Genomic DNA, 21,487 nt, shown 5'->3' with positions numbered 1-21,487 from the left:
AGGTTTGGGCTGCGGGCAGCTTTGCATCAATCAATCCTGAAAGATGCTCGCACTCGTCTCCCGCTTATCCGCTTCGCCCTGGGCCATTTCCCTGGAGCACGCGCAGTCCTACATGCCCCTGCTGGCCGGGCTGCTGAGTGGCAGTGCCCCGCTGCCCACCGGCCAGAACCTGGCCGAGCCTGCGCGCCGCGGCAGCCCCGTCCGACTACAACGTGAGCGTGGTGGGGACGTCAGGCATTGTGGCCTATGGAGCCCGGCAGCAGGCCGGGAGTGGGGCCACCGGCGGCACAGACGACGGCATCATCGTGCGGGTGATGGGCCTCTCGGGTCCCCTGATGAAGGCCGACCAGGAGTGCGGCCCGCGCGGGCTGATGTCGCTGGCCAATGACCTCCAGCGCGCCGCCAAAGACACCGACATCTCATCGGTTTTGATGAAAATTGACTCGCCCGGTGGCCAGGTATTCGGCTCCCAGAGCGTGGTCGACGGCGTGAAAGCCTGCCAGGCGGCCGGCAAACCCGTGGTCGCCTTGTGCGAGGACGGGCTGATGTGCTCAGCCGCTTACTGGATCGGCTCCGCAGCCGACACCATCATCGCCACGCACGAGACGTGCACCATCGGCAGCATCGGCGTGATGGCCAGTTGGATGGACACCAAGCCCTACTTCGAGAAGATGGGCGTCAAGTTCCACGAGGTGTACGCCGAGCAGAGCACCCAGAAGAATGCGGACTTCGCCGCGGCCGGCGCGGGCGACTACTCGGGCGTGCAGGCCAACCTCACCTCGATTGCCGCCGGCTTCCTGGCCACCGTGAAAGCCAACCGTGGCAGCCGGCTCGACGCCAAGCTCTTCGAAAAGTCCGGCGCCTCGGCCGGCAAAACCTTCTTCGCCAGCCAGGCCGGCGACATCGGCCTCATCGACGCCCTCGGCTCCTTTCAGGATGCCCTGGGCGAATGCGTGCGCCTGGTTCAAGCCCGCCGCTCTTAGTTCAACCCATTTTTTCCATTCATACCATGAAGCTTTTTCAAAAGAATCCCCCGCGCTGACCCTCGGCGCCGCCATGCTGGCGCTGGTGGGCAAAGACGCCATTTCGGCGGAGGAGGCCATTGCCGCCAACACCGAGTTGGCCGAGGCCGGCATCAAAGGTGCCCAGCTGATTAACGAGGCGACGTTTACGGAGCTGACCGAGAAGGCCGGCCGCGTGGACACCGCGGAGCAGGCGGCTACCGAAGCCCAGGAAACCATCACTGCCACCACCGAAGCCCTCACGGCTGCCGGTGTGGACTCAGTTTCGGCCCTCGTGGCTGAGCGCGACGCCTACAAGGTGAAGGCCGACAAGTACGATCTGAAGCCCGGCGCCTCACACAGCGCTGCAGTGTTGCCCGCCGGCACGAGCGACGTCGAGAAAGGCGAGCCCGATGCCCACCAGGAGGCCATCGACTCCCTGCCCCACAACAAGGCACTGAGCGGTCACCCCCTCTTCGGCTAAGCCTTTAGCCATCCCCACCAACAGTTTTCAACGGGCTGATTAAGCCTCTCATTCCACCCTTTTACTAGTTTAGTTATGTCGATGAACATTGCTGACATCATCACCGAGTACGGTAACTACTACCGCGACGGTGGTCAGAACGTGCAGCGCTTGCTGCGTCGCCCGTACATCTCCTCGCAGACCGAGGCCCTGTTCGGTTTGCTGCCCACGGACGACACGTCGTACCAGATGGCCCAAACCCGCCTGAGCCGCATCCTGCAGCCGTTCCAAAAGGGCTGGACCCCGCTGGGTACCCTCACCGCCACGCCCATCCTGCTTCAGCAGTTCCCTTTCAAGGTTGACTTGGAAGAGACGCCTGACCAGCTCGAGGCGACCTGGCTCGGCTTCCTGGCCGACAACAACCTGGACCGCGCCCAGTGGCCCTTCGTGCGCTACCTCGTAGAGGAGCACGTGTACAGCCAGATGGACGAGGATTACGAGCCTGAACGAAATTTATTTCGGTAAGGCCGTAGCACCCACCGCCGGCACTGCCGGTGCCGCTGGTACGGGCATGGATGGCATCCGCATCCAAATCAACCGCGCCGTGGCCGCCGGCAAAATCACCCCGCAGGTGCTGGGTGCCATGCCGACCGACATCGAAGCTGCCTGCGACTACGTGGAAGCATTCGTGGAAGGCTTCAGCCAGCGCTACCAGGGCGTGGCCATGGAAATTGCCATGAACCCCACCCTGGCCCGCCGCTACGCCAAGGGCCGCGCCAAGAAGTACGGTGCGGACACCAACGCCACGGCTCCCAAGCCCATCATCGCCGGCAACGGCACGGAGCCTGGTGCGCATCCCGGTGGAGTTCACCGGCCACTCGGTGGTAGGTCTGCCCTCGATGGGCAGCTCAGCGAAAATCTGGGCTACGCCTGCTTCGAACCGCAAGCGCCTGACCAAGAAGACGGCCAACACCCGCACTGTGCGCATCGAAAGCGCCAAGCGCCAGGTGGCCATTTTCACGGACTTCTACAAAGGCGTGGGTTTCCCGCTCCTGGAGGCCGTGTTCACCAACGACCAGGACCTAGCTACTGTCTAAGTCCACTGGGCCTCCCCACTTCGGTAGGGAGGCCCAAACTGGTTAGTTAAATGCAGGAAGAGAAAGAATTAAGTCGTTTTCAAGAATCTAAATTCAGCCCCAACATGGCCGCAAAAGTAGAACTGACGCCCGAGCAGAAAATCGAGCAACTGGAAAAGCAACTCGCCGCCATCACGGCCGAGTCGGAGGCGAAAGACGCCATCATCGAAGGCCAGACCGAGCAATTGGCGGCTGCCGAAATTCAAGGTGCTGGCTCGCTGCCGGTCCTCACCCACGACAAGAAGCGCTACCAGGTACTCGCCGGCCAGTTCACGGTCGAGGGCAAGCTGGTGAAGGCCGAAGACCTGAAAACCGATAAGAGCCTGGTGGAAAGCCTGCTTAAGTCGGGTTCGGGCATCCTCGTTCTCCTCGAGGAGAAAACCGAGGCTAAGGCGTAGGGGTCGGCCCTGCGTTTCAATCAATTACTCACGGTTTCATCAACTATTCAATGAATACGTTCGAACTGAACAACCTCGAAGGCCCCGATGGTGCTGACAACACGCCCGGCCTGCTCGGCTACGTGCTGACCGCGCTGGAGTCGGACTTCGAAACCATCGCCAAGGCGCCGAAAACCGGCGTAGCCCCTGGCGACACGGCGCGCATCATCACCGACCACACCTTCAAACCCGGCAAGGGCTGGACCAAGCAGTACATCACGCTCGACTCGAACCAGGCTCAAGGCGGACATCGTCGGCGAGCGCGACGGCCGCGGCGTGAAGGTGACCTTCGAAGGCTTTCACCCCGGCAACAAGGCCAAGGCCCTGGAATTCGCCCGCGTGGTGAAAAACCTCGGCCTCATCATGCTGGTGCCGGATGCCGATGGCACCTACCTGCAGGTGGGCGCCGAAGGCCTGCCGGTAGAGCTGGCTCCGAGCTACGACTCGGGCAAGCTCTCGAGCGGCCGTCGTGGCTTCATCGTGAAAGGTGAGGCGTATGCCAACGGTCTTTACATCTACGAAGGTGATGTATTGATGAAGCCGGCTGCGGCCTAAGCGCGATGGCGAAGGAACTTCACCACTCACGCCCGAGGTCGCCGCCAAGTACCGCGCCTCCATCGTACCTACCCGAATAGTGATTCAACGCCTGGGACGCACGATAGACCTGTGCACGCTCACGCTGGCCGAAGCGGATGAGTTGGTGAAAGACCCGAAGTTCACCTACTTAATCCCGCGACGAAAACGAAAGCCGGCGGCGAAATCGAAGTAAGGGTGAACTCAGGGAAAAGGCCCCGGTGCATGGCGCATCGGGGCCTTTTTACGTCCTTTTATCCCGTGGCAGGCGCCGGCAACTTCGGGGCATGGAACTAGCAGCAATCACCGCCTGGCTGGCCTCGGCCCGGCCCTTCGCCCAGGGCGTGGCCCTCTACGCGCAGGTGGGCCCCAGCAAAACCTACCAGAAGCTATTCAGCCTGGGCGAGAACGACTACAGCCGGAAGGTGCTCGAGCGTGAGCTGCAGGACCTAGTAGGGGAGGCGCAGGCGGAAGTGGTGGAGCTGAAGCTGCCACTGCCCACTCCGGAGCCACCGGCCACTGAGCGACATCCATGTCGGCTAGTGGCCCATGACGCTGCGCCGGCCCTGGCCGATGTCCGCCGGCAGCTCAAAGCCGTGCGCGACGAGCGCAGCCACACGCACCCGCACCTGACGGCCCCGCGCGCCGGCAAAAAGCCCGGTACACCGCGGCCTATCGCATCCTGGAGCTAACGGAGCAGGAGATGAAGCTGAAGGAGGCCGAAGCCCACGTGCTCGAGCACGGCCGCCTGCCCGGCCCCGTGGCCTCGGCCGAGGTGACCGACGCCGGCGAGCTGCGCCAGCGCCTGACCAACCTGCTCAGCAAGCGCTCCAAGCTCCGCAAGAACCCCGCCCGCGCCGATGACCTGGCTGCGGCCGAGGCCGAAATCACCCTTATCCGCTCAAAACTTAACCCCCAACCCCATGAGTAATTCGCTGCCCTCCGTTAGCAGCCTGCCCGCCGCTGACCAGGTGGTGCTTCCGTCCTCGACGGCGGTGGAGCGCATTTTCGCGGCCTACCACGACGAGCAGGGCCCGGGACTGGCCGGCCTTACGCGCGCCGACCAGCTGGTGCACAGCCAGCTCGAGGCCGCGTATGGGCTTATCCTGAACTACCACTCCTTTGAGATGGCCTGGCCGCTGCTGGCCAAGCAATTCTCCATCAGCCGGGCCACGTGCTACCGGCGCCTGCGCGACGCCCAGAACCTGTTTGGCGACGTCAAAAAGGTGAAAAAGGAAGGCCGGCGGGCCGTGCTGCTTGAGTTTGCCCGCAAGCTGATTCAGCTGTGCCTCACCATGCGGCCCCCGGACGTGAAAGGGGCCCTGAACGCCATGAAGTTCGAGGCCAACGTCTCGGGCCTGCTGCGGGCCGATGCCGCCGGCGAGAACGAGGGCAGCAGCAGCGGCAACACGTCCTACAACATCCACCTGAGCGTGGAGGGCCGCAAAACGCGCGTGCTCGACCTGAGCAAGCTCGATGACATCTCCGATGCCGATTTCGAGCTGGTCAACGAGGCCGTGCAGCAAAACGTGTTCGGGGCGGACGCCATGCAGGTGATGCTGGCCGAAACCAGTGGAAAGGAGGTCCCGGGTGGTAATCGTTGACCAGGTCAAACTTTCGTTTAACCAGCCCCCTGCGCTACGTCACCGCCCGCCGCAAAAAGGAGGGCGTGAGCGTCTGGGGCCGCGGCACCGGCAAGTCGTCGATTATCGCCTGGGACATTCACCAAATCGTGTCGACCATGCCCCGCGCCTGCTGGGTCATCGTCGGCTCGACCTATAAGCAGGTGCTCACCCGGACGCTGCCTTCCACCGTGGCCAGCCTCGAGCGTTTGGGCTACCGCCTGAACCGGGATTACTACATCGGCCGCAAGCCGCCGCCCACGCTTAACTGGGACCGGCCGTTTGAAGGGCCGCTGAGCTACGACCACTTCATCATTTTCAAGAACGGCACCGGTTTCCACCTGGTGTCGCTCGATGCCGGCGGCTCGGCCTCGCGGGGTCTGAACGTGGACGGCTTTATCGGCGACGAGGCCCTGCTCTTCGACAAGCAGAAGCTCGATGCCGACTTGTCGGCCACCAACCGCGGCAACGGCCAGTATTTCGGCAAAAACCCGATGCACCACGGGGTATTCCTGTTTTCGTCGATGCCCTGGGGCGATAACGGCCGCTGGCTGCTCGATAAGTCGAAGTACTACGAGGACGAGGGCATTGACCTGGTGGCGCGCCAAAACGAGCTGATTGACGCTCAGGTGCGCTTCCTGGACGCCAAAACCGACGAGGAAAAGCTCGAAATCTGGAAAATCGAGGTGCTGAAGCTGATGCGGGAGGTTAGCTACTTCCCCTCGGTCAAGGACAAGGGCACCTTCTACTCGGAGGCCAATGCCTTCGACAACATCCACAACCTGGGGCTGCAGTACCTGCTCGACCAGCGGCGCTTCATGACGGACTTCACCTTCCTGATTGAGATGATGAACCGCCGGCCTACGACCGTAGAGGGTGGTTTCTACCCGCAGCTCAACCAGGCCCGCCACGTGGTGGAGTGCGCTGATGACAACTTCGTGCTGGGCCTGGAGTTCAACCTGCAGAAGCTGGGCCAGCACGATAGTCGCATGGACAGCGACTGCCGTTCCCATAAGCCCCTGCGAATATCCGTGGACTGGGGCGCCGAAATCACCACCATGGTCGTCGGGCAGCCCCATCCGGATAAGGGGAGTACCGCTTCCTCAAGGGCTTTCACGTCAAGCACCCGGCCTTCATCGATGAGCCTGGTGGATGACGTGACCACCTACTATGGCCATCACCTGAAGCGGGAGATTGAACTACTACCCGATAGTGAGCGGGGCGACTCCCGTCGTGAGGATAGTAAGTACACCCTCAACCAGTCCCTGATCAATGCCTTCCATAAGAAGGGATGGAAGGTTCGTAGGATGAACATCGGGCGCGCCCCGGACCATGCTACCCGCTACCTCCTGGCCCAGAAGCTGCTGGCCGAGCGCGACCCCAAGCTCACGCGCATCCGCTTCAACAAGGTCAACTGCAAGGACGTGGTCACGGCCATGCTGCTGGCCCCAGTAGGCCAGGATGCCAAGGGCAACATCAAGAAGATTAAGAAGAGCGAGGGCAAGAAGAGCTTCCCGCAGGAGCATGCGACGCACTACACCGACAACGTCGACCAGCATCTGCTCAGCGTCGGTACCGACGTGGTGAATGCCGGCGTCGACTTCAGCATGCTCACCATCGTGAGCAGCTAGGCCCGGGCATCACTCGGTCACCACTCGGACACCAGCCCCGACCTCACCGGTCGGGGCTTTTTGTTTGTAGCGCTCGACGAAGCCAAAAGGGGAAACCTGGGCAGATATCCCCGAGGCGCCCCCCGGCAACTGCCAAACTGCGACAGTGCAAGCAGGGGTCTTCTGCTCGACTCGTGAGACTCTAAAACGCCGTCGCACCCCAAAACTCGGCCCGCGCGCTGGAAACGCCATAGACAGTGAGATTGGCTTTTTGTGCCTTTTCGGGGCAGAAAACGCGGTTTTGTGTCCTTTTTCCTGCCTCGGTGCGCGTGCTACTTCGTGGCACCAATGGAACCAGCTACGATTCGATTAAAAGATGCCCTTGACCTATTAGACGGCCCCGCTCCCGTGGCCGTGAAGTGGGTGAAGTGCGACCGCCGCCGGAAAACGGGCGGCGATATCGGCGTGCTGCCGGCCGCGCGCATCGGCCGCGGCACCCGCCAGGCCGCCGCCGAGCCTGCGCCGGCCCCGGCCCGGTGAAGAATCCGACGCGGCCCGCGCCGACGTCGCCGCCGACGGCCAGGTGCCGGTGCCGAAAGACCCGTCCCACTGGCGCAACGCCACCCGCAACCTGGTCGATACCCGCACCGGCGCCCTAGTCAAAATTCACATTTACCTGCTCACGCACGTCGCGGGGCGCAAAGTCTACATCTAATGACGCAACTCGTATTCTCCGGCAACGGCATGGCCTACCACCGCGGCCTCGGCGCCATGGTTCGGCTCAACGGCGCCGTCGGTGCCGCCGGCCCGAGCAAGGGCGGGGCGACCGGCCCCGTTGGTGGCGCCATCCCCACGGCGCCCGTGGACAAGGCCGGCATCAGCAACGTCGTGGCGCCCTGGGGCGACAACAACGACTTCCCGCAGCAGGTGATGGCCGAAATCGCCAAGAGCACCATCGTCGGCCCGGTGCTGGACTGGAAAACCCGCGCCGTGTACGGCAAGGGCATCATCTACGGCAAGGTCATCGGCTTCAAGCCGGACGGCTCGGAGATATTTCAGCGCGTGAACGACAACGTGGTGAAGGAGTTTTTCCGCAAATCCAACCTGGCGCGCTTCGGTTTCGAGGGCTTGCAGGGCCTGCACTACTTCGCCAATGCCTTCCCGGAGTTGATTCTGAGCAACGACCGCAGCCAGATCACCAGCCTCTGCATCCAGGACACGGCCTTCTGCCGCTACTCGGCGCAGCAAGCCGGCCAGGCCGTGCCGCAGAACGTGTACATCAGCGCCAACTGGCCCGAGGCCAAGCCGAACGACGGCTTCACCACCACGGTCCCGGTGCTCGACCCCTACTACGGCGCGGCCGAAGCCCTGCGCAACGACACCCGCGGCTTCAAATACATCTACCCGCTCTCGCTGCCCAGCCCCGGCCAGGCCCTGTACCAGGCTGGCGGCGTGGAACCCCATCCGCAAGTCGGGCTGGCTCGACGTGGCCCAGGCCATCCCCGAGTTCAAGAAGCAGCTGTTCATCAACCAGCTTTCCATCAAGTACCTCATCGAGGCCGACGTGCGCTACTGGGAGTGGAAGTACCCGGACTGGAGCGAGAAGAAAGAGGGCGACCGCAAGCAGCTCATCAGCGAGGAGCTGGATGCCTTCGAGAAGACGATGAGCGGCACCAACGGCGCCGGCAAGTCCATCCTGTCGGTGACCATGCCCGACCCGAACGGCGGCAGCCCCATCAGCGTGTTCAAAATCACGCCCATCGACGACAAAATCAAGTCGGGCCTGTACGTGGAGGACTCGCAGGAAGCTTCGTCCCACATCTACACCGCCCTGCAGGTGGACCCCACACTCAGCGGCATCAGCCCCGGCAAGGGCATGGGCGCCGGCTCCGGGTCCGACAAGCGCGTGGCCGGCAACCTCTTTGTCAACACCCACAGCTTCCACCAGGACCTGATTCTCGAAGTGCTCAACCTGGTGCGCGACTACAACGGCTGGGACCCCGAGTTGGAGTTCCGCTTCCTGAACCCCGAAATCAACACGCTCGACAAGCCTGCCGAGTCCACGCCTAAAACCGACGCCTAATGTCACTGCTCAACACCATCGCCGAGCTGAAGGACTTCGTGAGCCTGGACGCCAACGAAATCCCCCGCCATCGAGCAGGAACTGCGCACGGTGGAAAACACCACCGTGCGCACGCTGCTGGGCCCCGGCTTGTACGACTGGCTCGAGGCATCCTACCTGGCCCCGGACTTTGACCGCACCGATGCCAACAGCCTGGCTGCCGAACTACTGCGCTTGGTGCAGGCCCCCATCGCCCGCCTCGGCACCGCCGCCGGCCTGGCCGGGCACCAGGTCAGCATCAGCGGCACCGGTGTGCACATCATGACCACGGAAACGAGCAAGACCGCGTTTCAGTGGCAGGTGAATCAGCTGCGCGCCACGCTCGAGCGTCGCGGCCAGAGCGACCTGGACACCCTGCTGCAATGGCTCGAAGACCACCGCGAGGTGTCGGTGCCGCTGCAGGGCTGGGCCGGGTCAGCTGCCGGCCAGCGCCACCGCCGGGAGCTGTTCACCCACACCCTCGACTTTCAGGAGTACGAGAACATCTCGGCTTCGCGCCCCGTGTTCCTGGGCCTGGGCCCGGTGCGCCGCCGGCTCGAGTCGTTTGAGGTGGGCCGCGTGCTCGGAGCCGACTTCCTGCAGGAGCTACGCGACCAGGTGCGCACCCGCACCCTCACGTCGGACAATGAAAACCTGCTCCGCACCTACGTGTACCCCGCGCTGGCCAGCCTGACCATCGGGCACGCCATTCCCGAGCTGGGCCTCAAGCTGGCCGGCGACGGCATCGAGCTCACCATTGCCCGCGTCGACGACGCCAACGCCAAGGAAGCCGACGCCGGCCTGGACCAGCTGCTCCGCAACAAGATGAACGAGGCGCTGATGACTGGCGCCCGCCACCTGCGCCGGCTCACCACCTACCTCGATAGCACGGCCTCGGCCAGCCGCTTCGCCACCTACTTCGGCTCCAGCGCTTACACCAAGCCGGCGCCCGCTGAACCCCGCAACCTCCCCACCACCCGCGTTTACCGGCTCTTTTAATGGAATTATTCTTCAAGGTTCTGACGGCGCTGGGCGTGGTGGCAGGCATTTACAACATGTACACCTCCCGCACGCACGCCCAGCAGCAGCAGACGAAGGAGCGGGTGGATGCGGCGCTGAAGCTGGGCCTCGAAAACCAGAAAGAAATCAAGCACCTGCAGGAGAAAATGGACCTGCGGGAGGAGGCCACGAAAGAAAAGCTCGAGAAAATCGGCAATGACGTGGGCTTTGTCCGCGACCTGTTCACCAAGTGGCTGCTGGACACGGCCCGAAAACCGCAATAATTCATACGCTCATGGCTATTCCGCACTACATCCGCCGCGCTACCGCCGGCCTGGTCATCACCGGCTTCATCTTTTTGCTGCTGCCGCCGGCCCTGCGCCTCATCGACCCCACCGCCGCCGGCTTCAACGTCGACGTGCTCAACGCCCTGGGTCTGGCAGCCATCCTGGGCACCGGCACGCTGCACATGGGGCTGTACGCCTACGAGAAGTTCTTTCCCCGCTTCAAAGACTACCAGGCCGAGTGCCTGGAGAGCGAAGGCAAGCTCTTCGAAAACCTCACCGACGAACTCCGGGCCCCGCTCTACGACGAGGCCAACATTTATCCCAACCGCCTGGCGCAGCTCGTCGAGCGCCGCAAAGTTGCCCAATTCATTTTCCTTATCCGATGCGTCAGATTATCCTTCTGCTTGGTTTCCTTGGCCTACTTGCTGTACCTGGTCGCGCACATGCTGACGCTGGCGATGACCGCCGTGCCGGGCTCCGTGCCCGCATTGTAGCCGAAGCCCGCAAGCTGGTCGGCATCCGGGAGGTCGGCTACAACCGCGGCCCCCAAGTGGAGGCCCTCATCCGGGAGGCCGGCGGCCGGCCCGGCGACGCATGGTGCTCGTGGACCGTGGTGGCCGTGATGCGCCGGGCCGGGCTGCTCGTGCCGCGCTTCGGCGCCGCCCGGTCCTGGTTTGACAAGGCCCACACCATCTGGCGCGGTGCACCGGTGGCCGGCCGCGCCCCCTGCTCCGGGCGACGTGCTCGGCTACACCTGGGGCCGGCCGGCCATCTGCCACGTCGAAACTCTCATTCTGTGGGGCGCCGGCCCCGCCTGCCGGGCCGTGGGCGGCAACACCGGCGGGGGAGGGGCCCTGCAGCGCGACGGCGAGGGCGTGCATGAAAACTGGCGGCTCAAGCGCATGGTCGCGGCCGTGGCCAACGTCGTCGACAACCCCAAATACTAAGTCATTTTCTCATTTCACTTTTAAGTAAAAACCATGAAATCCTTTACCCTTATCGCCGTTGCCCTGCTGGCCATCGGCTTCACCGGCATCCTCGTCGACTACACGCCGAATCAGCCGGCCACCCTCGTGAGCTACCTCTCCTGCGTGCCCCTGGCCGTGGGCGTGATCGGGCTCGTGGTCGCCGGCATCGTCAACCGCAGCAAGTAGTGCTGCTGCTCCATGCCAGCTGGCTGTTGGTGCTGGCCTTCGTCGCGAAGGCCAGCATCGACACGCTCACCCACCAAGCCGGCAACAACATCTTCGAAAGCTGGGGCCCCTGGTTTGATGCCCGCACCAGCCTGGCTCAACAAGTATGCGCCGGGCTCCTGGCAGGCCGGCGCCAAGCGGCCCCGGTTCTGGCTGAGCACGACGGTGCTCGTGTTCGTCACCGACTTCTGGCACTTCGCCGACTCACTCTACCTGACGGCATACCTCGTGGGTGCCATGATGCTCGGCGCCGCGCTGGCCAGCGAAAGCTACCAGGTGTGGGCACTGGCCATCCTCGCCGTGAAAGCCGGCGGAGGCGGCGTATTTGAAGGCAGTTACTTTTTATTCCGAATCAAGAAATGAGCCGGCTCCTGTTGTTGTTAGTTGTCAGTTGTCAGTTGCTGGTGAGCAGCTGCGCCCGCGAGACCTGGCGGGCGCCCATGGCCTTGCCCAGTGACTCGGTGCCGCCGCCCACCGTGCTCCAGGCCAAGAAGGTGACCTTCGAAGGGCCCGTCACCTTCACCACCCAGACCGGCGCCGGCCACGTGGCCACCTCGGCAGCCACCGATAACACCAAGGCGGGGCAGAAGCGCGGCACCGCGGCGACCGGCGCCGGCAGTGATGCCAGCAGCAAGCAGGCGGGTACGGCCTGGTGGGTGTTCGGACTCTTCCTGCTGGGCGGGGCCGTCCTCGGGTTTTGGGTGCGGGGCAAACTTCCCGCGGTGCCCTTGCTCTAACGCTGTATATTTGTGGGCCAGCACGGCGGGAGTTGGGTAGTCGCAAGGCCCCAGCCTCTTGAACGTGGTAGTAGCTCCCGACGCGCTGAGCACCCTTACCAGCCCGCCCGCACCCAGTGCCGGCGGGCTGTTTCTTTTCTTACATTTGCAGGGCAAACACTTCTGGAGATACTACCACGTTCGCCCCGGCCGTCAGAAAACGGCCGGGGAGTAGAGGAGGAGCGTGACCTCCATGCTTTGGGCGAACGGCCCAGAAGTGTTTGCAGCGATTTCCCCGGCTTGCTCGACTACAATTATGGCTAAACCTAAAAGTGCCGTGCCCATTGGCTTCGGCCGCAATCCGTTTGAGGACGACGCGCCAACCGATGAGGAGTCGAAACCGGCTGCAGAAGAGAAACAGCTGGAGCCACCGCTGGCCGAGCCGGTGTTTATGGACACCGTGGTGATGTACGAGTTGTTCAAGCGCTACAATGTTCCCCCGCTCATGCCGGTGAGCGCCTTTGAAATGCAGCTGGTGCAGATTATCGGCGGCCTCGAGAAGCGCATCCGCGAACTCGACCCGGACTTATAAAATCTATCCTTTCGTGTAAAGGATAATTGGCCGTTACTATAATTTGTCCACCGCAGCTAAACGAGCAGCCTTCCTCTGAACCATCCCCCGATAGGGGCCGAAACCCTCGACTGGCCTTGCCACCGCTCTTGTATGGCGGTGTGATGTTAGTGCCGACCTGTGCGAACACCTGCAATAGCTAAGCAGGAAGGCCCCGCTGATATACCCCCGCGCAACCCGGAATCATTCGACCGGGCCCATTGAGGCGCAGAATGACTAAGCCCCGCTCCACCCGGCGGGGCTTTTTTGTGTCCTTTTCTACCGTGGCAGGGTCCGGCAATTTCGGGGCATGGAAACCCTACAAATCGGTGCTAAGGTTAAAAAGGTGCCCTCGACCTGGAATGAGATGAGCCGCAGGCGCTGCTGGCCATCCTGGCGCTCTTGCACAATCCCATTCAGCATGCCGGCTCCCGCCTCGAGTGGCTGGCCATCCTGACAGGCTTTCCCCTCATTGTGCTCACCGGGCTGCCGGCCGACGTGCTGGCCCAGCTGCTGCCGCTGGTGAATTTCCTCACCTCCGAGGACCACCTGCTCACGGCGCGCTGCTGCCCACCCTGCGCATCCCGGGTCGGCACCGCACCGAGCCCACCGCCACCTGGCACGGCCCGCGCGCCCACCTGAGCAACGTCACCTTCGGCGAGTTCATCTTCGCCGACACCTTCTTCGTGCAGTACGCCCTGCACCGCCGGCCCGAGCACCTGGACAAGTTCATCGCCGTGCTCTACCGGCCCGGCAAGCGCAACCCCAACCCGGAAAGTGCCGACTGGAACGGCGACGTGCGCGTCCCTTTCAACGAGCACCGCCTGGAGTTCCGCACCCGCCTGCTCTCGGGCGTGCACAACGACCTCGAGAAGCTGGCCGTGCTCACCTGGTACCGCGGCTGCCGCGCCCGCCTGGCCGTGGAGTTTCCCGATGTATTCGCCGAAGCGGAGGAAACCACCGCTGGCCCGCAAAAGGCCCCTCAGTGGGAGCGGGTGCTGCGCAAGCTTTCCGGCGGCGCCTTCGGCCCGGTGCAGCAAACCGCGGCCCAGCCCCTGCGCCTCATCCTGGCCGACATGCAGGATGCCGCCGTCGATTTCCAACGCCTCAAGTCCCAAAATCCCTCGTAATGCGCAATTCCGAATACGCGGCCCTGTTCAAGGGCCTGGCCACGACGCACCATCGCATCCGTCACCGCGACGACTCGCCCCGCTTTGCCCGCATCATCGTCTCGGTGGACCCGCTGCAGAAGCAGATGGACCTACTGGAGATGCAGACCACCCTGCTCGGGCGCCACCAAGCCCAATGCCGGCGAGCAGGTGCTGGTGCTCGAAAGCCTGCAGACGCAGTTTGCCGACAACAACGGCGACAACTACACCCGCCAGTGCCGGGGTGCCTTCTTTCTGCTCGAGCAGAAAGCGGCCGGCGTGGATGCCTGGGAAATCCTGGACCGCACCGAGCTCTCGGGCGAAGAAATGATGGCCGCCGCCCGCCACGAGTACGAGAACAACCTGAAAATACGCTGGCCCATCGGCTCGATTCTGGCCGACGCCGTGGGCCCGCTGCACGACGGCACCTGGTACGGGACCCGCTTCGACTTTGAAATCATCGCGCCCGCCAATGCCGGCCTGAAATACAATCCCGCCGCTTTTAATCAGTAACCGATGCTCATCCCCCTTAAGTTAATCTGGACCAGCACCGGCACCTTCGGCGACCGCGACTACGACCAGTCGTATGGCGAGACCTTTGCCGCGTCCCGCTCGGACTTTGACACCGTCACCCGGGTGCCGGTGCGCGTGCCCTTTCCCCTCGGCGGCGACTATACCTACGACCAGGGCAGCGGCTCCACCATGGACCCGCCCCAGGACTACAGCCGCCCCACCACCGAGGAGTTCTTTGTCTACGTGAACGGCCCCAACCGCCTGGGCTACTTCCACGACGGCAACGGCGGCGTGACCACCGTGTCGACCACGCTCGTGCTCACCTCGCAAGTGGTGGGCTGCACCTGCTACGGCGACAGCTCGGGCGACATCCTGGTGCAAACCAGCGGCATGGACGGCCCCTTCACCTACCTCTGGGAGGATGGGGCGACCACCCTCAACCGCAGCCTGGTCAAAGCCGGCACCTACCGCCTGGCCGTCACCGACGTGCCCAGCGGCGCCATCGCCCGGGCCACCATCCTGGTGGGCTCTAACCCGGAGCTGGTGGTGGTCATCGAGAAAGCCGGCGGCGACGTGACCCTGCAGGTGAGCGGGGGCACCGGCGTGTACACCTACCTGTGGGACGACGGCAGTACCAGCCGCACCCGCACCGACCTGCCTTCGGGCCCGCACTCGTGCGTCATCACCGACATCCTGGGCTGCACCAAGGAAGTCCAGCCTGGTGGTCAACCTCGACCAGTTTTTCTGGTCGCGCAACCCCATCACCCTGGCCCTGGACGCCGGCAGCGCCTACCGCCAGGATCCCACCACCAAGCCCCACCTCTCGTTTTTGTGCGAGGTCTGGATTGAAAAGGACTACCTGAGCGGCGACTTTGAGCAGGTGGGCAGTGTGCTCGAGCAGCCGGCCGACCGCGAGGGCCGCACCGTGTTTGAAGTGCAGGCCCTGCTCGACGTGTTCCTGCGCCACCACGTGCCGCCGGTTGGCGCCACCAACCTGATGCGGGCCGACCCCATGTTCCGGCGCTTCTACCTCAAGCACGCCGAAAGCTTCGGCGAGCCACCGGTGCGCTCGGGCACGGCCGAACTGCTGCAGAACTACGTGGTACTGGGCGGACTCAGCTTTTTCGAGGCCCGCAGCGGTACCTTCTTCGACACCTACCAGTCGGCCGTGATGCCCTTCCTGACGTGGGAGCCGCCCATTAAAACGGCGCTGCCCGACCAGCCCGAATACCTGTACTACCTGGTGCGCGATGCCAGCAACGGCATGCGCTTTCAAATGCGGGTTACCTACACCGATGGCACCAGCGAGCCCATCAACCTGGGCGGCCCGGACGACGTGCTGCTGCACGAGGTGTACTGCCGGGCGGTCGGCTACCAGGCCCTGGGCCTCGCCGCCATCGCCGGCACCAAGCGGGTAGCCTACTGGGAAGTGTTCGTGACCGGCGGCGACGAGGTGACCGTGCTCAGCGAGGTGCGCCGCTACGTCCTCGACGAGCGCCACTACCCCAAGCGCCGCTACTTCCTGTTTGCTACTTCGCTCGGCGGCATGGCCACCTATGCCGCCACCGGCGAGGCCATGCTCGACGTGGAAGTGAGCGGCGAGGAAGCCGCCCGGACGCTCACCCACGACTACGACCCGCTGCTGGGCGACACGGAGGTGCAAACCCGGGTGCTGCGTGACGTCATCAAGGTGGCCAGCGGCCCGCGTACCCGCGCCCAGATGCTGGCCTCCAAAGACTTCTTTCTTTCCCGGCGCGTGCTGCTGCTCGATAACGGGCGCTGGGTGCCCGGCTACGTGAAAGCCAAGAACAGCAGCATCCTCGACGAGAGCAAAACCCTGCTCACCCAGGAGTTCGAGTTCTACCCGCCGGCCGAGCAGCTCTACACGCCCCAGCTCGGCGCCGGCCAGGTCAATTACGCCGGCCCGCTGGGTCCTGGCCTTAACTCTTCTTTCTAGCACTGATGATAGGACTTAAAGTCGCCAAAGGGTGGCTGGTGCTGGCGCCGGGCTCCATCTCCATGCAGATTAACAGCCCGCTGTTCAGCACGGAGGCGGTGCCCGGTACCATCTCCTATCCCTTCGGGCTGCCCTTCGAAGGCAACCTCGAGCAGCTCAACTTTCCGCACGTGCGCGCCGAGCAGGGGAGCGGGTGCTGCCCGAGCCGGTGGAATTCTACATCGACGGGCAGCTGCGCTGGGTGGGCGCCCTGGTGTACCTGGACTGCGACGAGGAGAAGCGCATGTTCTCCTACAACTTCGTGGCCGACGCCGCCGACCTGCAAAGCCGCATCGATGGCGTCTCGCTCACCAGCCTCGAGCCTGGGCCGGGTGCCCCTGGTGCTCGGCACCAGCGAGGCCGACTACGCGCTGCCCTGCCTGCGCAACGCCGGCTTCTACGGCGACAAGGCCACTGACTACTGCGGCGTGGTGAACTACTACAACGGCACCTACGACCTGAAGCCCGGCGGCAAGCACAGCCCCGCGGTGCCGTTCCTGCGCTTCATTCCCCTGCTGCGGCGCGTGCTCGGCGCCGTGGGCTACGCGCTGAGCGGCCCCTGGCTCGACGAGCCCGAAGCCCAGGCCCTGATTATCTACTCCGACCGGGCCGTGGAAAACGCCGATGGCAGCCTGCCGGCCGACTTCGCCGTCAACCGCCACGTGCCCGACATCACCATCGCCGACTTGCTCGTGGATGCGCAGAAGTTTTTCGGCCTGGCGTACAGCTTTCACCCGGTGCGCCGCGAACTATCCATCCGGGCGCTGCGCGACGTCATCACCGATAGCCAGTACCGCGAGCGCGTGGGTGGGAAGAGCCGCACCACGGCCGTGACCCAGACCGGCTTCGTGCTGAAGATGGCGCTCGAGGACGACGAGCTAAACAAGACCCTCGACACCGCCGGGTGCAGCTGCGCGTGGGCGCCGGCCAGCAGACCATCAGCACCGGCGCCGGCACGCTGCACGTGGTGAGCGAGCAGGATGCCAACGACCCGGGCAGCCGCGAGTGGCTGCTGCCGGCGGTGCTGGCCAAGGGCGCCTCGCTGGCCTACGAAGTGGGCGACGACAGCCGCTGCGGCCTGCGCTTTCTCTTCGACCGGGGCCTATGCAACGACAGCTTCCGGCAGACCTACCCGCTGGCCACCTGGGGCAACCTGGACTTTTTGGGCGACCGCGTGGGGGAGAGCAGCTTGCACTGGGACGGCGAGGCCGGCTTGTACGCCACCTGGCACCGCGAGTGGCTGGCCTTCCTGGACCGGGCCACGAGCAAGGAGTGCACCATGCAGTTCCGGGTGGCCGACCTGCTCACGCTCGATGCGGCCCGCAAGGAGATGGTCAGCCACCGCAAGTACTTGTGGGAGCAGGTGTCGCTCACGCTCAAAACCACCGGCAGCCAGCTGGAAACGGCTGACTTCACCTATCGCTACACCCGCTTATGAGCACGGAGCTGAACCCCGAAGCCGACCAGCTGGCGCTGGCCAACAAGTGGCTCGACATCACGGTCGAGCGCTTCGTCGAAAACATGCTCAAGCTGCGCATCACCGACACGCGCACGCTGCTGGGCAGCTTCCAAAAGCAGGTTGTCGGTGCGGCCAGTGGCCGGCTGCAGATGCGCCTGAGCTATGCCCTGTATGGCCAGTTCGTGGACATGGGCGTGGGCCGCGGCATGGGCAAGGGCGTGAAAAAGGCCGACGACGGCTACGACCGGATTCGCAAAACCCGGGGCCAGCCTGCGCCGCCACACCCGCAAGCCCCGCAACTGGTACTCGCGGGAGATGTCCCACCAAACCAAGCGCCTCTCCGAACTCATGCTGGACCTGTACGGGACGGTCCTCATTGCCAAAGTTGCCAACACCATCCCCGGCGAAACCACTATTAACTTTTAAGGTAAGTCCTCATGGCATCCAATACCGAACAACGGGAAGTTGAAATAAAACTCAACGCCGAGCAGGCCAACGCCAGCATCAAAGACATGGCCGCGGGCGTGGCCCTGATGAACAATCAGCTGGCCAAGATGACCCAGGACGACCCGCGCCGGCAGCAGCTGCAGCGCGACTTTCAGGTGCTGACCCAGCGCGTGGGCGCGGCCCGCGCGGAAATGAAAACTTACGTGCAAACGGAGGAGGAAGTGCGCGCGGCCACTGAGAAGCTCAATAAGGAAAACCAGCAGGTGATTCTCAACGGGCAGAAGCTCAACTCCTCTTATAAGGACATGAAGGCCTCGGCGGCGCAGGCTCGAAAAGCAGCTGCATGAAATGAACAGCGACGCCCCTGGCCGCAAGAAGATGCTCGACGACTACCACGCCCTGCAGACCCGCATTGCCGGCGTGAGCACCGAGATGAAAGGCGCCACCGCCGGTACCAGCTTTCTCAAGCAGGGCTTCGCAAACGCCTTCGCAATGTTCACCGGAGGCGGCATCCTGGCGCTGGTCTCGCAGCTCTTCAGTTTCCTGTCCAGTGCCAAGGAAGAATTCATGGGCAGCGCCAAGGCCTCGGCCGACCTCGAGGCCACGCTGCACGCCACCAAGAATGCCGCCGGCCTGACGGCTGCGGAAATTACCAAAATCGGGGAGGCCCGCGCCAAAGTCACCTTGTTCGACGACGACGAGACCAACCGGGCCAGCGCCATGCTGCTCACGTTCAAGAACGTGAAGAAGGGCGTGTTCGAGGAGGCCATTCCTGCCATTCAGGACCTGGCCACCAAGATGGCCGGCGACGGCCCGGCCGACATGAAAGGCGCCAGCATCCAGCTGGGCAAGGCCCTGAACGACCCCATCAAGGGCATCACGGCCCTGACCCGCGTGGGCGTGACGTTTACCGAGCAGCAGAAGGAGCAGATTGCGGCCATGGTGAAGGCCGGCGACACCGCCGGGGCGCAGAAGCTGATTCTGGCCGAGCTGAACTCCGAGTTTGGCGGGGCGGCCGAGGCCGCGCGCAAAGCCGGTGGCGGCATGGCCACGCTCAGCATGCGCTGGGGCGAGATGAAGGAAACCGTGGGCAGCTTCGTGAGCGAGGGCCTGACCAAGCTCAGCGACTGGCTGGGCCGGGTGCTCGACAAGTGCCAGCCCGTGGTGGACATCTTCGTTTCGGTGGGCGAGGAGCCTGGGCCACATGTACAGCGAAATGGCCGACGTCATCGACGGCCTGGGCATCTTCGCTTCCAACGGCGACTCGGCCAGCACCGCGGCCAAGTTCCTGGCCGGCGCCGTGACCTTTCTGCTGGCGCCCTTTCGCCTGCTCATCCGGGTCACCACGGCCATCGTCGACGGCTTCATCGACCTCTATAATAAGAGTGAGCTGGTGCGGGGCGTGCTCGGCGGCCTGGGCGCGCTGGTGGGCAGCGTGTTCAAAACCATTGCCGACGACACCCTGAAGATTCTCGGCGGCGTGGGCGACGTGCTGGTGGGCATCTTCACCCTGGACAAGGATAAAATCATCAAGGGCCTGAAGTCGACCCTCGAGGCCACCGCCGACGTGGCGCTGGAGAGTGGCAACCGCGCGGCCAAGGCGTTTTACGACGGCTACCAGTCGAACAAAAACAACAAGATTGTGCGCCGGGTCAGCGTGTCGACCAGCGAAACCAGCTCCGGCGGGGGCGGAGGCCTGGGCACGGCGGCCAGCAACGGCGAGGAGGAAGCCGACGAGTCGGCCAAGGATAAGAAGGCCCGCGAGAGTGCCGAGAAGAAAGCCCAGGCCGCGCGCGACAAAGCCGACCGGGAGCGGCAGAAGGAGATGATTGCCTGGATTAAGGCGGAGGGCAACCTGCTGGAGTACCGCAACTCGCTGCGCAGCCGGCTCGAGCAGAAGGGCACCACCGACGCCATGCGCCGGCAGGAGGAGGAGCGGCAGAAGCTGTTCGACGAAGCCACGAAAAAGTAAACGCGCTGACCGCTCTCGAGGCCGACTACACCGAGCAGGTCGCCGCCATCGTGGCCGACCGTGACCTGCGCCTGCGCGAGCTCTGGGCCAAGCACGCCGAGGAAGAGGAGAAGCGCCGGCAGGACGACATCGACAAGAAGATTGCCCAGTCGAATGCCGACGCCGAGGTGCTCGTGGCGCAGGCCGAGCTTGACCTGGCCAACGGCGTGCTCACCGAGCAGCAGTACCAGGACGCCATCTACGCCGTGAAGCAGGCCGCGATGCAGCGGGAGCTGGATTTGATTCAGCAGCAGGTGGGCCAGGAGTCGGTGGCGTGGAAGAAGCTGCACGCCGATAAAATCAAGGACGAGGCCGACCACACCAAAAAGGTGAAGGGTGAAAAAGCCAGCCTCTCGGAGTTCAACAAGAAGATGACGGAGGTGGATAAATTCCTCAACTCCGAAAACGTGAAGTTCCTCGAGGAGAGCCTGGGCAAGCAGACGGTGGCCTTCAAAGTATTCTCCGTCGCCAAAAAAGCCATGGCCGTGCACAACATCGGCCTGGCCCTGGTGGAGGAAATTCAGGACTACTGGAAAACCGCCGCCGGCTACGGCCCGGTCGCCGGCCCGATTTACGGCATCGGCATGAGCGGGCTGGCCACGCTGCGCGCCGGCATGGCCGTGGCCAAGATTGCGGGCTTCGCCAAGGGCGGCGCCACCGGCGACGGCGGCGTGGTACCGGGGGCGAATGTGGGCATGCTGAGCATGCTCGGCATGAGCGTCGGTTCCAACGGCAAGCTCAGCGACGGCAGCGGGTTTGAGGTGGCCGGCCTGGTGCACAAAAACGAGTACGTGATTCCGGAGTGGATGCGGGCCGACCCCGAGGTGCTGCAGGTGGAAGGCTGGCTCGAGCGGCGCCGGCTGCAGGGCTACGCCCAGGGCGGGGCCACGAGCGACGGCGGCAGCCAGGCCGCGGCCGAGGAGCAGGCTGTGGGCAACCGGGCCGGGGCGGCGAGTGAGCAGCGCCTGGTGCAGGTGCTGGAAAATCTGGACCGCCGGCTGCAGGGCGTGGAGCAGTGGGCCACCACCCTCGAAGTCGTGCAGGATTTGTTCGGCCTGGACCGCGACCTGGACAAACTCAAGAAGGTGAAGGCCGCGTCGGAAATCCGGCCGAAATAGCCCTCCAATTAAGGGTGTAAAAATCGACCCCGAAAAACGGCCCTGGC

General features: G+C 64.0%; 36 protein-coding genes. 34 read left to right on the top strand and 2 right to left on the bottom strand.

From position 1 onward, the window contains the following. Window positions 1-137 precede the first annotated feature (137 nt). From ACFQT0_RS19530 to ACFQT0_RS19510, 5 genes are all read left to right on the top strand, one after another. Entirely contained in the window at window positions 138-983 is an 846-nt protein-coding gene (locus ACFQT0_RS19530) for a S49 family peptidase (RefSeq protein WP_380204811.1), read from the top strand. Between the two features lie 73 nt (window positions 984-1,056). After that, complete coding sequence (locus ACFQT0_RS19525) at window positions 1,057-1,485, top strand: hypothetical protein (RefSeq protein ID WP_380204810.1); 429 nt, start codon at window positions 1,057-1,059, stop codon at window positions 1,483-1,485. Window positions 1,486-1,566: 81 nt separating this feature from the next. After that, on the top strand, window positions 1,567-1,989 hold the full coding sequence (locus ACFQT0_RS19520; RefSeq protein WP_380204809.1) for a hypothetical protein: 423 nt from the start codon (window positions 1,567-1,569) through the stop codon (window positions 1,987-1,989). A 46-nt stretch (window positions 1,990-2,035) separates the two neighbouring features. After that, on the top strand, window positions 2,036-2,611 hold the full coding sequence (locus tag ACFQT0_RS19515) for a hypothetical protein (RefSeq protein WP_380204808.1): 576 nt from the start codon (window positions 2,036-2,038) through the stop codon (window positions 2,609-2,611). Between the two features lie 54 nt (window positions 2,612-2,665). Next, entirely contained in the window at window positions 2,666-2,998 is a 333-nt protein-coding gene (locus tag ACFQT0_RS19510; RefSeq protein ID WP_380204807.1) for a hypothetical protein, read from the top strand. Window positions 2,999-3,116: 118 nt separating this feature from the next. On the opposite strand, the gene ACFQT0_RS19505 is transcribed toward ACFQT0_RS19510, so the two are convergent. Further along, the gene (locus ACFQT0_RS19505) at window positions 3,117-3,254 is read right to left on the bottom strand and encodes a hypothetical protein (RefSeq protein WP_380204806.1); all 138 of its coding nucleotides are present in this window, start codon (window positions 3,252-3,254) and stop codon (window positions 3,117-3,119) included. 59 nt (window positions 3,255-3,313) lie between these two features. On the opposite strand from ACFQT0_RS19505, the gene ACFQT0_RS19500 reads away from it, so the two are divergent. The 8 genes from ACFQT0_RS19500 to ACFQT0_RS19465 all read left to right on the top strand — a co-directional run bounded on the left by ACFQT0_RS19500 (window position 3,314) and on the right by ACFQT0_RS19465 (window position 7,557). Then, window positions 3,314-3,592 carry a hypothetical protein gene (locus tag ACFQT0_RS19500; RefSeq protein WP_380204805.1) on the top strand — a complete coding sequence of 93 codons (279 nt, stop codon included), beginning with the start codon at window positions 3,314-3,316 and terminating at the stop codon, window positions 3,590-3,592. 79 nt (window positions 3,593-3,671) lie between these two features. Beyond that, the gene (locus tag ACFQT0_RS19495; protein ID WP_380204804.1) at window positions 3,672-3,806 is read left to right on the top strand and encodes a hypothetical protein; all 135 of its coding nucleotides are present in this window, start codon (window positions 3,672-3,674) and stop codon (window positions 3,804-3,806) included. Window positions 3,807-3,897: 91 nt separating this feature from the next. Continuing rightward, on the top strand, window positions 3,898-4,302 hold the full coding sequence (locus tag ACFQT0_RS19490) for a hypothetical protein (protein WP_380204803.1): 405 nt from the start codon (window positions 3,898-3,900) through the stop codon (window positions 4,300-4,302). A gap of 11 nt (window positions 4,303-4,313) precedes the next feature. Further along, window positions 4,314-4,541, top strand: a complete 228-nt coding sequence (locus tag ACFQT0_RS19485) for a hypothetical protein (protein ID WP_380204802.1) — start codon at window positions 4,314-4,316, stop codon at window positions 4,539-4,541. Continuing rightward, window positions 4,534-5,214, top strand: coding sequence for a hypothetical protein (locus tag ACFQT0_RS19480; RefSeq protein WP_380204801.1), 681 nt, complete (start codon window positions 4,534-4,536; stop codon window positions 5,212-5,214). The genes ACFQT0_RS19485 and ACFQT0_RS19480 overlap by 8 nt, the downstream gene beginning before the upstream one ends. Then, complete coding sequence (locus ACFQT0_RS19475) at window positions 5,211-6,863, top strand: hypothetical protein (RefSeq protein WP_380204800.1); 1,653 nt, start codon at window positions 5,211-5,213, stop codon at window positions 6,861-6,863. The genes ACFQT0_RS19480 and ACFQT0_RS19475 overlap by 4 nt, the downstream gene beginning before the upstream one ends. A gap of 387 nt (window positions 6,864-7,250) precedes the next feature. Next, window positions 7,251-7,382 carry a hypothetical protein gene (locus ACFQT0_RS19470; protein ID WP_380204799.1) on the top strand — a complete coding sequence of 44 codons (132 nt, stop codon included), beginning with the start codon at window positions 7,251-7,253 and terminating at the stop codon, window positions 7,380-7,382. A 43-nt stretch (window positions 7,383-7,425) separates the two neighbouring features. Continuing rightward, window positions 7,426-7,557, top strand: a complete 132-nt coding sequence (locus ACFQT0_RS19465; protein ID WP_380204798.1) for a hypothetical protein — start codon at window positions 7,426-7,428, stop codon at window positions 7,555-7,557. Here ACFQT0_RS19465 and ACFQT0_RS19460 read toward each other — a convergent pair. After that, window positions 7,554-8,342 carry a hypothetical protein gene (locus tag ACFQT0_RS19460; RefSeq protein ID WP_380204797.1) on the bottom strand — a complete coding sequence of 263 codons (789 nt, stop codon included), beginning with the start codon at window positions 8,340-8,342 and terminating at the stop codon, window positions 7,554-7,556. The two genes, ACFQT0_RS19465 and ACFQT0_RS19460, sit on opposite strands and share 4 nt — an antisense overlap. On the opposite strand from ACFQT0_RS19460, the gene ACFQT0_RS19455 reads away from it, so the two are divergent. The 21 genes from ACFQT0_RS19455 (at window position 8,329) to ACFQT0_RS19355 (ending at window position 21,440) form a co-directional block, all read left to right on the top strand. After that, window positions 8,329-8,925, top strand: coding sequence for a hypothetical protein (locus ACFQT0_RS19455; RefSeq protein WP_380204796.1), 597 nt, complete (start codon window positions 8,329-8,331; stop codon window positions 8,923-8,925). The two genes, ACFQT0_RS19460 and ACFQT0_RS19455, sit on opposite strands and share 14 nt — an antisense overlap. A gap of 90 nt (window positions 8,926-9,015) precedes the next feature. Beyond that, window positions 9,016-9,942, top strand: coding sequence for a DUF6712 family protein (locus ACFQT0_RS19450; protein WP_380204795.1), 927 nt, complete (start codon window positions 9,016-9,018; stop codon window positions 9,940-9,942). Continuing rightward, a complete protein-coding gene (locus ACFQT0_RS19445) occupies window positions 9,942-10,226 on the top strand; it encodes a hypothetical protein (RefSeq protein ID WP_380204794.1) in 285 nt (94 codons plus the stop codon). Before ACFQT0_RS19450 ends, ACFQT0_RS19445 begins: the two co-directional genes overlap by 1 nt. An 11-nt stretch (window positions 10,227-10,237) precedes the next feature. After that, entirely contained in the window at window positions 10,238-10,723 is a 486-nt protein-coding gene (locus tag ACFQT0_RS19440) for a hypothetical protein (protein WP_380204793.1), read from the top strand. 207 nt (window positions 10,724-10,930) lie between these two features. Next, window positions 10,931-11,176 (top strand): hypothetical protein, encoded by a 246-nt coding sequence (locus ACFQT0_RS19435; protein WP_380204792.1) that lies wholly within the window; start codon window positions 10,931-10,933, stop codon window positions 11,174-11,176. Between the two features lie 33 nt (window positions 11,177-11,209). Next, a complete protein-coding gene (locus ACFQT0_RS19430) occupies window positions 11,210-11,383 on the top strand; it encodes a hypothetical protein (protein WP_380204791.1) in 174 nt (57 codons plus the stop codon). Between the two features lie 117 nt (window positions 11,384-11,500). Further along, entirely contained in the window at window positions 11,501-11,785 is a 285-nt protein-coding gene (locus ACFQT0_RS19425; protein ID WP_380204790.1) for a hypothetical protein, read from the top strand. Then, window positions 11,782-12,159, top strand: coding sequence for a hypothetical protein (locus ACFQT0_RS19420; protein WP_380204789.1), 378 nt, complete (start codon window positions 11,782-11,784; stop codon window positions 12,157-12,159). Before ACFQT0_RS19425 ends, ACFQT0_RS19420 begins: the two co-directional genes overlap by 4 nt. A gap of 295 nt (window positions 12,160-12,454) precedes the next feature. Next, on the top strand, window positions 12,455-12,730 hold the full coding sequence (locus tag ACFQT0_RS19415) for a hypothetical protein (RefSeq protein WP_380204788.1): 276 nt from the start codon (window positions 12,455-12,457) through the stop codon (window positions 12,728-12,730). Window positions 12,731-13,150: 420 nt separating this feature from the next. After that, the gene (locus ACFQT0_RS19410) at window positions 13,151-13,390 is read left to right on the top strand and encodes a hypothetical protein (protein ID WP_380204787.1); all 240 of its coding nucleotides are present in this window, start codon (window positions 13,151-13,153) and stop codon (window positions 13,388-13,390) included. Between the two features lie 44 nt (window positions 13,391-13,434). Continuing rightward, the gene (locus ACFQT0_RS19405) at window positions 13,435-13,878 is read left to right on the top strand and encodes a hypothetical protein (protein WP_380204786.1); all 444 of its coding nucleotides are present in this window, start codon (window positions 13,435-13,437) and stop codon (window positions 13,876-13,878) included. Window positions 13,879-13,962: 84 nt separating this feature from the next. Next, entirely contained in the window at window positions 13,963-14,409 is a 447-nt protein-coding gene (locus ACFQT0_RS19400; RefSeq protein WP_380204785.1) for a hypothetical protein, read from the top strand. A 3-nt stretch (window positions 14,410-14,412) separates the two neighbouring features. After that, on the top strand, window positions 14,413-15,258 hold the full coding sequence (locus ACFQT0_RS19395) for a SprB repeat-containing protein (protein WP_380204784.1): 846 nt from the start codon (window positions 14,413-14,415) through the stop codon (window positions 15,256-15,258). Window positions 15,259-16,559: 1,301 nt separating this feature from the next. Then, a complete protein-coding gene (locus tag ACFQT0_RS19390; RefSeq protein WP_380204783.1) occupies window positions 16,560-16,823 on the top strand; it encodes a hypothetical protein in 264 nt (87 codons plus the stop codon). Continuing rightward, window positions 16,738-17,376: a hypothetical protein gene (locus ACFQT0_RS19385; RefSeq protein ID WP_380204782.1), complete on the top strand. Its 639-nt coding sequence runs from the start codon at window positions 16,738-16,740 to the stop codon at window positions 17,374-17,376. The genes ACFQT0_RS19390 and ACFQT0_RS19385 overlap by 86 nt, the downstream gene beginning before the upstream one ends. Continuing rightward, the gene (locus tag ACFQT0_RS19380; RefSeq protein ID WP_380204781.1) at window positions 17,310-17,843 is read left to right on the top strand and encodes a hypothetical protein; all 534 of its coding nucleotides are present in this window, start codon (window positions 17,310-17,312) and stop codon (window positions 17,841-17,843) included. Before ACFQT0_RS19385 ends, ACFQT0_RS19380 begins: the two co-directional genes overlap by 67 nt. Further along, window positions 17,840-18,283, top strand: coding sequence for a hypothetical protein (locus ACFQT0_RS19375; protein ID WP_380204780.1), 444 nt, complete (start codon window positions 17,840-17,842; stop codon window positions 18,281-18,283). The genes ACFQT0_RS19380 and ACFQT0_RS19375 overlap by 4 nt, the downstream gene beginning before the upstream one ends. Window positions 18,284-18,301: 18 nt before the next feature. Then, entirely contained in the window at window positions 18,302-18,658 is a 357-nt protein-coding gene (locus ACFQT0_RS19370; protein WP_380204779.1) for a hypothetical protein, read from the top strand. 1 nt (window position 18,659) lies between these two features. Then, entirely contained in the window at window positions 18,660-19,691 is a 1,032-nt protein-coding gene (locus ACFQT0_RS19365) for a hypothetical protein (protein ID WP_380204778.1), read from the top strand. Further along, window positions 19,612-20,283: a hypothetical protein gene (locus ACFQT0_RS19360; protein WP_380204777.1), complete on the top strand. Its 672-nt coding sequence runs from the start codon at window positions 19,612-19,614 to the stop codon at window positions 20,281-20,283. The genes ACFQT0_RS19365 and ACFQT0_RS19360 overlap by 80 nt, the downstream gene beginning before the upstream one ends. Window positions 20,284-20,333: 50 nt before the next feature. Further along, window positions 20,334-21,440, top strand: a complete 1,107-nt coding sequence (locus tag ACFQT0_RS19355) for a hypothetical protein (protein WP_380204776.1) — start codon at window positions 20,334-20,336, stop codon at window positions 21,438-21,440. Window positions 21,441-21,487 lie beyond the last annotated feature (47 nt).

Origin of the sequence: Hymenobacter humi, assembly GCF_042665855.1 — a bacterium.
GTDB classification, from domain to species: domain Bacteria; phylum Bacteroidota; class Bacteroidia; order Cytophagales; family Hymenobacteraceae; genus Hymenobacter; species Hymenobacter humi.
Note: the sequence above shows the minus strand (reverse complement) of the source record. Positions and strands in the feature narration are given on the sequence as shown.

Coding starts and splice junctions, on each gene's coding strand:
- ACFQT0_RS19395 (WP_380204784.1), top strand. CDS start 14,413: ATGCTCATCCCCCTTAAGTTAATCTGGACCAGCACCGGCACCTTCGGC.
- ACFQT0_RS19375 (WP_380204780.1), top strand. CDS start 17,840: ATGAGCACGGAGCTGAACCCCGAAGCCGACCAGCTGGCGCTGGCCAAC.
- ACFQT0_RS19460 (WP_380204797.1), bottom strand. CDS start 8,342: ATGGCCTGGGCCACGTCGAGCCAGCCCGACTTGCGGATGGGGTTCCAC.
- ACFQT0_RS19445 (WP_380204794.1), top strand. CDS start 9,942: ATGGAATTATTCTTCAAGGTTCTGACGGCGCTGGGCGTGGTGGCAGGC.
- ACFQT0_RS19415 (WP_380204788.1), top strand. CDS start 12,455: ATGGCTAAACCTAAAAGTGCCGTGCCCATTGGCTTCGGCCGCAATCCG.
- ACFQT0_RS19490 (WP_380204803.1), top strand. CDS start 3,898: ATGGAACTAGCAGCAATCACCGCCTGGCTGGCCTCGGCCCGGCCCTTC.
- ACFQT0_RS19420 (WP_380204789.1), top strand. CDS start 11,782: ATGAGCCGGCTCCTGTTGTTGTTAGTTGTCAGTTGTCAGTTGCTGGTG.
- ACFQT0_RS19520 (WP_380204809.1), top strand. CDS start 1,567: ATGAACATTGCTGACATCATCACCGAGTACGGTAACTACTACCGCGAC.
- ACFQT0_RS19370 (WP_380204779.1), top strand. CDS start 18,302: ATGGCATCCAATACCGAACAACGGGAAGTTGAAATAAAACTCAACGCC.
- ACFQT0_RS19510 (WP_380204807.1), top strand. CDS start 2,666: ATGGCCGCAAAAGTAGAACTGACGCCCGAGCAGAAAATCGAGCAACTG.
- ACFQT0_RS19485 (WP_380204802.1), top strand. CDS start 4,314: ATGAAGCTGAAGGAGGCCGAAGCCCACGTGCTCGAGCACGGCCGCCTG.
- ACFQT0_RS19365 (WP_380204778.1), top strand. CDS start 18,660: ATGAACAGCGACGCCCCTGGCCGCAAGAAGATGCTCGACGACTACCAC.
- ACFQT0_RS19480 (WP_380204801.1), top strand. CDS start 4,534: ATGAGTAATTCGCTGCCCTCCGTTAGCAGCCTGCCCGCCGCTGACCAG.
- ACFQT0_RS19430 (WP_380204791.1), top strand. CDS start 11,210: ATGAAATCCTTTACCCTTATCGCCGTTGCCCTGCTGGCCATCGGCTTC.
- ACFQT0_RS19515 (WP_380204808.1), top strand. CDS start 2,036: ATGGATGGCATCCGCATCCAAATCAACCGCGCCGTGGCCGCCGGCAAA.
- ACFQT0_RS19440 (WP_380204793.1), top strand. CDS start 10,238: ATGGCTATTCCGCACTACATCCGCCGCGCTACCGCCGGCCTGGTCATC.
- ACFQT0_RS19505 (WP_380204806.1), bottom strand. CDS start 3,254: ATGTACTGCTTGGTCCAGCCCTTGCCGGGTTTGAAGGTGTGGTCGGTG.
- ACFQT0_RS19425 (WP_380204790.1), top strand. CDS start 11,501: ATGCCCGCACCAGCCTGGCTCAACAAGTATGCGCCGGGCTCCTGGCAG.
- ACFQT0_RS19525 (WP_380204810.1), top strand. CDS start 1,057: ATGCTGGCGCTGGTGGGCAAAGACGCCATTTCGGCGGAGGAGGCCATT.